The following is a 6,927-nucleotide window of genomic DNA, read 5'->3' as shown; positions in this document are numbered from 1 at the left end:
GCCAGTTCCGACCCGACTCCTCGGTCCGCCGCTCCCGCGTGTCCGTCCGCCCGGCCTCCGCCGTCACCAGCGGGTTGGCGCAGGCCCTCCCCGCCGGTGCCGAACGAGCCGGGCGTCCAGTAGCCGTTCCTGCCCTTGTCGTTGTGGAACAGCGGCACGTCGATGCCGTCGGCGCGGACCTTCTCGTACAGGTACGACATGTAGGCGCGCCCGGACGGCTCGTCGACGTGCGCGTCGTACTCGTTCTCGATCTGGTAGAGGAGGACCGTGCCCGTGCCCCGGGTGAACAGGCGTTTGGCGACGATGGCGTTGACGGCGGTCAGCCACTCGTCGACGTAGCGCAGATACGTCGGGTCGGAGGTCCGGGCGCGGCCCTCGGTGGCGGTCAGCCAGCCGGGGAAGCCGCCGGCGTCGATCTCCGCGTTGATGTACGGCCCGGGCCGCAGGATCACGTACATCCCCGTCTCGGCGGCCGTCCGCAGGAACAGGTCCAGGTCGCGCACGCCGGTGAAGTCGTAGCGGCCGGGCGCGGAGGAGTGGTAATTCCAGGCGACGCACACGCTGACGGCGTTGTAGCCGTGGGCGCGCATCTTCTCCAGCATGTCCCGCCACAGCGACGGGCTCGGCAGCCGGAAGGGGTGCATCTCGCCCGACCAGAGCACCAGGCGGTGGCCGTCGACCAGCAGCGAGTAGTGGTCGAAGCCGATCTCGTGCGGTCTGCCGTCCGCGCTCGGCACCGGGGGCGGTGGGCCGGTGGGCGCGGTGCGTGCCGGGTTGGCGGAGGTCGGCGACCCGCTGCCGGTCAGCGCGAAGCCGAGCGCCGCCGTGCCGGCCAGAGCGTGGAAGGTACGCCTGCTGAGCTCCAAGGGAGCGCCTCCTGTTGTGCCATGCGGTACGTGGTGCGTTTGCTTGTCGTACGGGGTGCGTGTGCTCAATGTCTACAGGGTGACGGCCACCATGGTCCTGTGAGGATCTCGGCACGTGCGGACTATGAGGTACGAGCGGTCGTGGAGCCGGCCGTCCGGCAGGGGGAGGGGCCGGTGACGGCGGAGGTCGTCGCCACCGCGCAGGACATTCCCCACACGTTCCTGGAGGGGATCCTCGGCGATCTGCGGCGCGGCGGCGTCGACAGCCGGCGCGGCGGGGGCGGCGGCTACCGGCTGGCCAGGGAGGCCTCGGAGACCACGGTCGCGGACGTGATCCGGGCCGCGGACGGGCCGATCGTGTCGGTGCGCGGCGAGCGGCCGAGCGGCCTCGCCTACTCCGGCACCGCCGAGCCGCTGCTGGCGCTGTGGATCGCCCCGCGGGCCAGTGTCCGCGGGCTCCTGGAGGGCGTGACGATCGCCGGCCCCGCGGCCGGGGCGCTGCCGGAGCCGGTGGAGCGGCCGCCGGCGGAACCGGTGGCCTGGGAGAACCCCTGAGGGGCGGCGGCCCTGCGCGGCGCTGTGCGCGCTGTGCGTGATCCTCATTCCGTCCTCGGGATGTCCTCGGTCTGACGCACTGGTGCAACGCACCCTATGCGTCCGCCCGTACCGGGTGAATTCCCGCCAGTGTGAATGGCCGGTGAGCGACCTGGTCCGCCCCTGCCGGGCTGCGTACGATGCGACCGCTCCCGCTCTTCACATTCCCTTCATGGAAGGGTCACAGGCCGGGGGTGTATGCGGTTGTCGCTTTGACATGTGCATGCTCAATCACATTCACGATCCACCCCCCACGCACGGATGGGAGAACCATGGCCGGTGGCCTGCTCCTGAGCGGCGCGATCGCCGCGCTGCTCACCAGCGCACTTCCCGCACAATCCCCGTCCTCCGGGTTCGACGACCCGCCCCCGGACAAGATCATCATCCAGGTCGCCACGGTGAACGGCTCCGGCTGCCCGCAGGGCACGGCAGCGGTCGCGGTCTCCGAGGACAACACCGCCTTCACGGTGACCTACAGCGACTACCTCGCCCAGGCCGGCGGAAGCTCCGACCCGACCGCGTTCCGCAGGAACTGCCAGCTCAACCTGAAGGTCCACGTGCCCGGCGGCTTCACCTACGCCATCGCGAGCGCGGACTACCGGGGATTCGCCTCACTCCAGCGGGGCGCGAGCGCCACCCAGCGGGCCTCGTACTACTTCCAGGGCTCGCCCAGCACGGTGTACAAGAGCCATCCCTTCAGCGGCCCCCTCAACGACAACTGGCAGGCCACCGACGAGACCGACTGGGCCCAACTGGTCTACGCACCCTGCGGCGTCCAGCGCAACTTCAACATCAACACCGAGATCCGCGTCAACGCCGGCACCCAGTCGGCCGACAAGGTCAGCTTCATGACGATGGACTCCACGGACGGGGACATCAGCACGGTGTACCACCTGGCGTGGAAGGAGTGCCCCCCGAAGAAGTCGTGACGGGGTGAGGGGCGGCCCGCCGACCGGCGGGCCACCCCTCGCAGGGTGTTCCGGACACCCCTAGCCTCGGCGTCCCGTACCGCTTCCGGCCCCGGCCAGTCCCGTCCCGGCCAGTACGTAGAAGGCGAGGAAGGGCAGCGGCATGGACCGGCCCGGGCCGTCGATCTCGTCGACCATGGCCAGCGAGAGCAATGCCCAGAGCAGTCCGCCGCCGACCATCAGCGTGGTGTTGCCGCGCTCCCGCATGGCGCGCATCCCGGCACCCAGCAGGAGGGGCATGAGAGCCCAGGTGCCGGCCGTGGTCACCAGCCACTCGAAGGCGCCGGCGAAGACCGTCGCCTCGCCCGTCGCCGCTTCGGCGCCGGCCCAGGTGTAGCCGGCGGTCATCAGGGTGTGACAGACGGCGGTGGCGGCGGTGACGGTGACGGTGCCCTTGACGAATCGTGCGTACCGCATGGAGGGGGCCTCGTTCCTCGTACCTCGGTGATGAGGGCCGGTCAGTCCCGGGACGTCAGTGCCGCGGCGGTGGCCCGGACGAAGGCCTCCGGGTTGTCCAGCATGACGTTGTGGCCGCAGCCGGGGACGGCGACGACGGATACCCCTGCCTCGGTGAGGGCGTCGGCGCCCGGGAGTGGGCCGTCCGCCGCGGGGAGCAGGAAGGTGCGGGGGATCTTCAGTTCCAGCAGGAGTTCACGCATGGTCGGGTCGGAGCCCCGGGTGAGGTGGAACGCGCTGCGGTGCAGGGCCTCGCGGCCGGCCAGGCGCATCGTGGACCACCAGTGCGGGCCCACCCGGTCGCGGACCTCCTCCCAGCCGCCCTTCAGGAACTCCTCCTCGGAGTAGGCGGCGATGCCGCTGCTGCCCGGCGAACCCGGGATGCGCGGGACCGGGTCCAGGTTCGCGTCGATCAGGACCAGGCGGGAGACCAGGTGGGGGTGGCGGGCCGCCAGGACGATCGCGACCGAGCCGCCCATGCTGTGGGCGATCAGCTCGGCGGCCGAAACACCCGCCGCCGTCAGAGCGTTGGCGAGTGCGTCGGCGTGAGACTCCAGCGTGTAGTCGAGGTGCGTCGGGCGGTCGCTGATGCCGTGACCCAGGAGGTCCAGGAGCAGGGAGCGGCGGCCGGACAGCCTCGGGTCGACCGCGACGGAAGCGAAGTAGGCCGGTGACGTGGCGCCCAGCCCGTGCACGTAGACCCGTGGCGGCTCCTGCCCCGGCAGCTCGACCCAGCGGATTCGGTCGCCCTCGGGCGTTACGGCGGCGCTGCGCACGGTCTGCCTCTCCTGTGGTCGCGATGATCGGAGACACGAGAGTAACCACCGGGGTTGGATGAGCCATGGAGTTTTTCTGCTACCACCGCGACCGGCCCGGCTCCCTGCCCTTGCGCGAGGAGCTGGGGGAGGCGCACTGGGCCTATATGGACCAGTACGAGGCGGAGTTGATCGCCCGGGGGCCGACCTTCGCCGGTGACGGGGAGACGGTCACGGGCAGCGTCCACATCGTCGACCTGCCGGATGCCGCCGCCGCCCGGGCGTTCGCCTTCGACGAGCCCAACTACCAGGCCGGGGCGTACCGGGATGTGGTGGTGCGGCGGTGGCGGAACCTGCTGGGGCGGACCATGCGGGAGTTCCCCGGCGGCCGGACGGGTGGGAAGCGGTACCTCGTTCTCGGGCTCGGTTCGGGGGGCGGTGCCGACCTCGATGTGCCGGGTGCCCGACAGGACGAACTGATCGCGTACGGGCCGCTGCTGTCCGACGACGGTGCCGTGTGGGCGGGCACGGCGGCACTGGTGCGGGCTGCGGATGTGGAGTCGGCGCGTGCGGTGCTGACCGCCGAGCGGTACGCGGCAATCGAGGTGCATGACTGGGAGTTCGGCGGGCGACGGTGAGGCGCGGGGCACGTCCGTCCGTGTCCCTGCCGCTCATAGGCTGTGTTGATCACCGTGAAGAGGAGATTCCCGTGTCCGGTCGGGCCGTGCTTGAGGTGGCGCAGTGGCAGGGGTCGGGAGCGGCGACCGCCGGCCGGTTGCGCAGTGGGGCTGCCCGGCTCGCCGAGCTGATGCCCGAAGGCCGGCGGTGCACGGTCGCGCTCGACGGCGGCGTCGAGAGCGCGCACGGCGGCGTACGGAACGCACCGGAACCCGGGGGTCTCGGCATCGACGACCTGCTGGCAGCGGTGCGGGCGCTGACGCGGGAGTTCACGCTCGCCGGCATCGCGCTGACCGAGTACGAGCGGGGGGAAGACGCCGGTCAGGAGGAGGCCGCACTGCGGCGGATCGTCGACGGGCTGTTCGGGACCGCCCGGGGCTGAGCAGTGAAGCGGGCGGCCCCGGCAGTCACCGGGCGGTGTGCTTGAGGAAGGCGGTCCAGGCGGTGGCGGAGATGTGGAGTTCGGGACCCTGCCCGTTCTTCGAGTCCCGGATGTGGATCGTCTCAGGGTCGGTGGCGACCTCCAGGCAGTCGCCGGAAGCGCTGCTGCTGTAACTGGACTTGTTCCAGGCCAGTTCGCTGGTGTTCATAGGTCTCCTCGCATGCGCTGCAACAGGCTCACCGAGTCTTCGAGGGAGAGAGCCTGCGCACGCATCCTGGCATACCTCCTCTGGAGCACGCTGACCACTTTCCGGTCGGTGACAAGCTGGCCGCTCTCCTGCCCTTCGAGGTAGGCGAACCACTGGTTCTCCGGTGTTTCCAGAAGGTGGAACGGGCCTTGGAGTCCCGAGTGGGATTCGCGTACCAGCGGCATCACCTGGATCTCAACGTTGCGTAGCCGGGAGCTCTGCAGCACGTGGTCGATGAGATCCCGCGTAACTGCCGTGCCGCCTGTGCATCGCAGGAACGCGTGCTCCTTGACGATGAAGCTGAACGCGGTGTTCGGTCGCGCCCACAGCAGCTTCTGCCGCTCGGCTCGTGCTGCCCACCGTTCCTCGATCTGCCGGTCGGCGAGCGGCGGCAGGTTGTCTGCGGCGAGGGCCCGGATATAAGCCTGCGTCTGCAACAGGCCTGGGACCATGCGGCACGCGTACGTGCACATGGTGATGGCGGTCCGTTCCAGCGCAGCCCACCGCCGAAACCAAGCCGCCAGCCCCGGCTGTCGCTCCGGACACCCCGCCGCCCTCCGCAACGCCCCCGTCCTCCCGAACACCTCCTCCGCCCGCTGCACGAATTCCGCGTCCGGCATCCTCCTTCCCAACTCCACCGAAGCCACCGTGTGTTTGGAGAACCGCACCAGCTCCCCGAACTCCTCCCGGCTCAGCCCCGCGTGCTCGCGCAAGCCCTGGACCACCGCTCCGAACGTCCGCAGACTGTCGGACGACTCCGGCTCGCCACCCGTGCCCGTCCCCACCACGCCATCGACCACCGTCGGTCACCTCCCGAAGGGATCGTCACGGGTAGTCACCGGTACTGTCCAGTCCGTTACCGCGTACGCTGTCGCGGCGTACGCGACGGCAGCCTGGGCAATCGCCCATCTCAGCCGTCAGATTGGGTGCATGACGCCACAGCCCATCTCCCAGAACCCGGTTACCGTGCGTGTGTTCAGGCAGCGCCTCAGCTCCACCCCGCGCGGTGCCCGCCTCGCCCGCAACCTCACGCTGAACCAGTTGCACTCCTGGGGCATCCCGTACGGGTCGGACGTCTCCTGCGCGGCCGGCGCGATCGTGGCCGAGTTGGCGGCCAACGCCGTGACGCACGGGCGCGTTCCGGGCCGGGACTTCGAACTGCGGCTGGCGATCGTCACGGGCAGCGTCCGGGTGGAGGTGATCGACACCCGCAGTGGGCCCCCGTATCCGCCCGCCCCGGATGCCGTACGCCCGCCTCGGCCCTTCGACGAGCACGGCCGGGGGTTCGTCCTGGTCGACGCCCTCGCCGACCGCTGGGAGGTGATCGACCGCGAACCGCCCGGCAAGACCGTGCGTGCGGAGATCCAGCTGCCGGAGTGGATTTCGGAACCGATTTCGAAATGACAGGGCGCCGCCCGGTGTTGGCGATGTCATGAACGACAGACCGACGCCCCGCCTCCTGTCCGACGCAGCCCTCTCCGACCTGCTCGCCGCGCAGCAGTTCGGCACGCTCGCCACCGTCAAGCGCAGTGGCCACCCGCACCTGACCACCATGCTGTACAGCTGGGACGCCGAGTCCCGCACGGTGCGCTTCTCGACCACCGCCGACCGTGTCAAGGTCCAGCACCTGCGCCGTGAACCGCGTGCGGCGTTGCACGTGCAGGGCGGGGACGTCTGGTCGTTCGCCGTCGCCGAGGGCGACGCCGAGGTCTCCGAGGCCACCGCGGCCCCCGGCGACGCGGTCGGCCGGGAACTGCTCGCGATGATCCCGGCGGGCGCCGAGCCGGAGGACGAGGACGCCTTCCTCCGGCAACTGGTCGACGAGCGGCGCGTCGTCATCCGGCTGCGGGTGGACCGGCTGTACGGGACCGCGCTCGACATCGGGTAAGGGGACTGCTGCGGCACCCCTCGCCCACCGCGACGGAGAGAACCTCACCGGTACGGGAGACCGGCTGACCCTCCTCGATGCCGCTGAACTCGC

Annotated in this window: 11 protein-coding genes; 6 read left to right on the top strand and 5 right to left on the bottom strand. The window is 70.6% G+C overall.

The window, feature by feature from the left end:
• Positions 1-866, bottom strand: an 866-nt coding sequence (locus ABZ281_RS30800) for a beta-galactosidase (RefSeq protein WP_356660777.1), incomplete at its 3' end; no start/stop codon positions are given.
• Positions 867-965: 99 nt separating this feature from the next.
• Here ABZ281_RS30800 and ABZ281_RS30795 point away from each other — a divergent pair.
• Both ABZ281_RS30795 and ABZ281_RS30790 read left to right on the top strand, forming a co-directional pair.
• Positions 966-1,421 carry an Rrf2 family transcriptional regulator gene (locus tag ABZ281_RS30795; RefSeq protein WP_356660775.1) on the top strand — a complete coding sequence of 152 codons (456 nt, stop codon included), beginning with the start codon at positions 966-968 and terminating at the stop codon, positions 1,419-1,421.
• A 311-nt stretch (positions 1,422-1,732) separates the two neighbouring features.
• The gene (locus ABZ281_RS30790) at positions 1,733-2,389 is read left to right on the top strand and encodes a DUF4360 domain-containing protein (RefSeq protein ID WP_356660773.1); all 657 of its coding nucleotides are present in this window, start codon (positions 1,733-1,735) and stop codon (positions 2,387-2,389) included.
• A gap of 60 nt (positions 2,390-2,449) precedes the next feature.
• Here ABZ281_RS30790 and ABZ281_RS30785 read toward each other — a convergent pair whose 3' ends face one another.
• Both ABZ281_RS30785 and ABZ281_RS30780 read right to left on the bottom strand, forming a co-directional pair.
• Positions 2,450-2,845, bottom strand: coding sequence for a hypothetical protein (locus ABZ281_RS30785; protein ID WP_356660771.1), 396 nt, complete (start codon positions 2,843-2,845; stop codon positions 2,450-2,452).
• Positions 2,846-2,886: 41 nt separating this feature from the next.
• Positions 2,887-3,660, bottom strand: a complete 774-nt coding sequence (locus tag ABZ281_RS30780; RefSeq protein WP_356660769.1) for an alpha/beta hydrolase — start codon at positions 3,658-3,660, stop codon at positions 2,887-2,889.
• A gap of 65 nt (positions 3,661-3,725) precedes the next feature.
• Between ABZ281_RS30780 and ABZ281_RS30775 the strand changes: the two genes are divergently transcribed.
• Both ABZ281_RS30775 and ABZ281_RS30770 read left to right on the top strand, forming a co-directional pair.
• The gene (locus tag ABZ281_RS30775) at positions 3,726-4,277 is read left to right on the top strand and encodes a YciI family protein (protein ID WP_356660767.1); all 552 of its coding nucleotides are present in this window, start codon (positions 3,726-3,728) and stop codon (positions 4,275-4,277) included.
• A 71-nt stretch (positions 4,278-4,348) separates the two neighbouring features.
• Positions 4,349-4,699 carry a hypothetical protein gene (locus ABZ281_RS30770; RefSeq protein ID WP_356660765.1) on the top strand — a complete coding sequence of 117 codons (351 nt, stop codon included), beginning with the start codon at positions 4,349-4,351 and terminating at the stop codon, positions 4,697-4,699.
• A 25-nt stretch (positions 4,700-4,724) separates the two neighbouring features.
• On the opposite strand, the gene ABZ281_RS30765 is transcribed toward ABZ281_RS30770, so the two are convergent.
• Together ABZ281_RS30765 and ABZ281_RS30760 are read right to left on the bottom strand one after the other, a co-directional pair.
• Positions 4,725-4,907 carry a DUF397 domain-containing protein gene (locus ABZ281_RS30765; RefSeq protein WP_356660763.1) on the bottom strand — a complete coding sequence of 61 codons (183 nt, stop codon included), beginning with the start codon at positions 4,905-4,907 and terminating at the stop codon, positions 4,725-4,727.
• Positions 4,904-5,746 carry a helix-turn-helix transcriptional regulator gene (locus tag ABZ281_RS30760; RefSeq protein ID WP_356660761.1) on the bottom strand — a complete coding sequence of 281 codons (843 nt, stop codon included), beginning with the start codon at positions 5,744-5,746 and terminating at the stop codon, positions 4,904-4,906. The genes ABZ281_RS30765 and ABZ281_RS30760 overlap by 4 nt, the downstream gene beginning before the upstream one ends.
• 130 nt (positions 5,747-5,876) lie before the next feature.
• Between ABZ281_RS30760 and ABZ281_RS30755 the strand changes: the two genes are divergently transcribed.
• Entirely contained in the window at positions 5,877-6,350 is a 474-nt protein-coding gene (locus ABZ281_RS30755; RefSeq protein ID WP_356660759.1) for an ATP-binding protein, read from the top strand.
• A 28-nt stretch (positions 6,351-6,378) separates the two neighbouring features.
• On the top strand, positions 6,379-6,834 hold the full coding sequence (locus ABZ281_RS30750; RefSeq protein ID WP_356660757.1) for a PPOX class F420-dependent oxidoreductase: 456 nt from the start codon (positions 6,379-6,381) through the stop codon (positions 6,832-6,834).
• Positions 6,835-6,927: the final 93 nt, after the last annotated feature.

Source organism: Streptomyces sp. NPDC006265, assembly GCF_040613555.1.
Taxonomy (GTDB): domain Bacteria; phylum Actinomycetota; class Actinomycetes; order Streptomycetales; family Streptomycetaceae; genus Streptomyces.
The sequence above is the reverse complement of the archived record's forward strand: the minus strand, read 5'-3'. Positions and strand labels throughout refer to the sequence as shown.

Bases quoted from the DNA above. Each gene is read 5' to 3' on its own strand.
- ABZ281_RS30790 (WP_356660773.1), top strand. From the start codon at position 1,733: ATGGCCGGTGGCCTGCTCCTGAGCGGCGCGATCGCCGCGCTGCTCACC.
- ABZ281_RS30785 (WP_356660771.1), bottom strand. From the start codon at position 2,845: ATGCGGTACGCACGATTCGTCAAGGGCACCGTCACCGTCACCGCCGCC.
- ABZ281_RS30775 (WP_356660767.1), top strand. From the start codon at position 3,726: ATGGAGTTTTTCTGCTACCACCGCGACCGGCCCGGCTCCCTGCCCTTG.
- ABZ281_RS30765 (WP_356660763.1), bottom strand. From the start codon at position 4,907: ATGAACACCAGCGAACTGGCCTGGAACAAGTCCAGTTACAGCAGCAGC.
- ABZ281_RS30755 (WP_356660759.1), top strand. From the start codon at position 5,877: ATGACGCCACAGCCCATCTCCCAGAACCCGGTTACCGTGCGTGTGTTC.
- ABZ281_RS30750 (WP_356660757.1), top strand. From the start codon at position 6,379: ATGAACGACAGACCGACGCCCCGCCTCCTGTCCGACGCAGCCCTCTCC.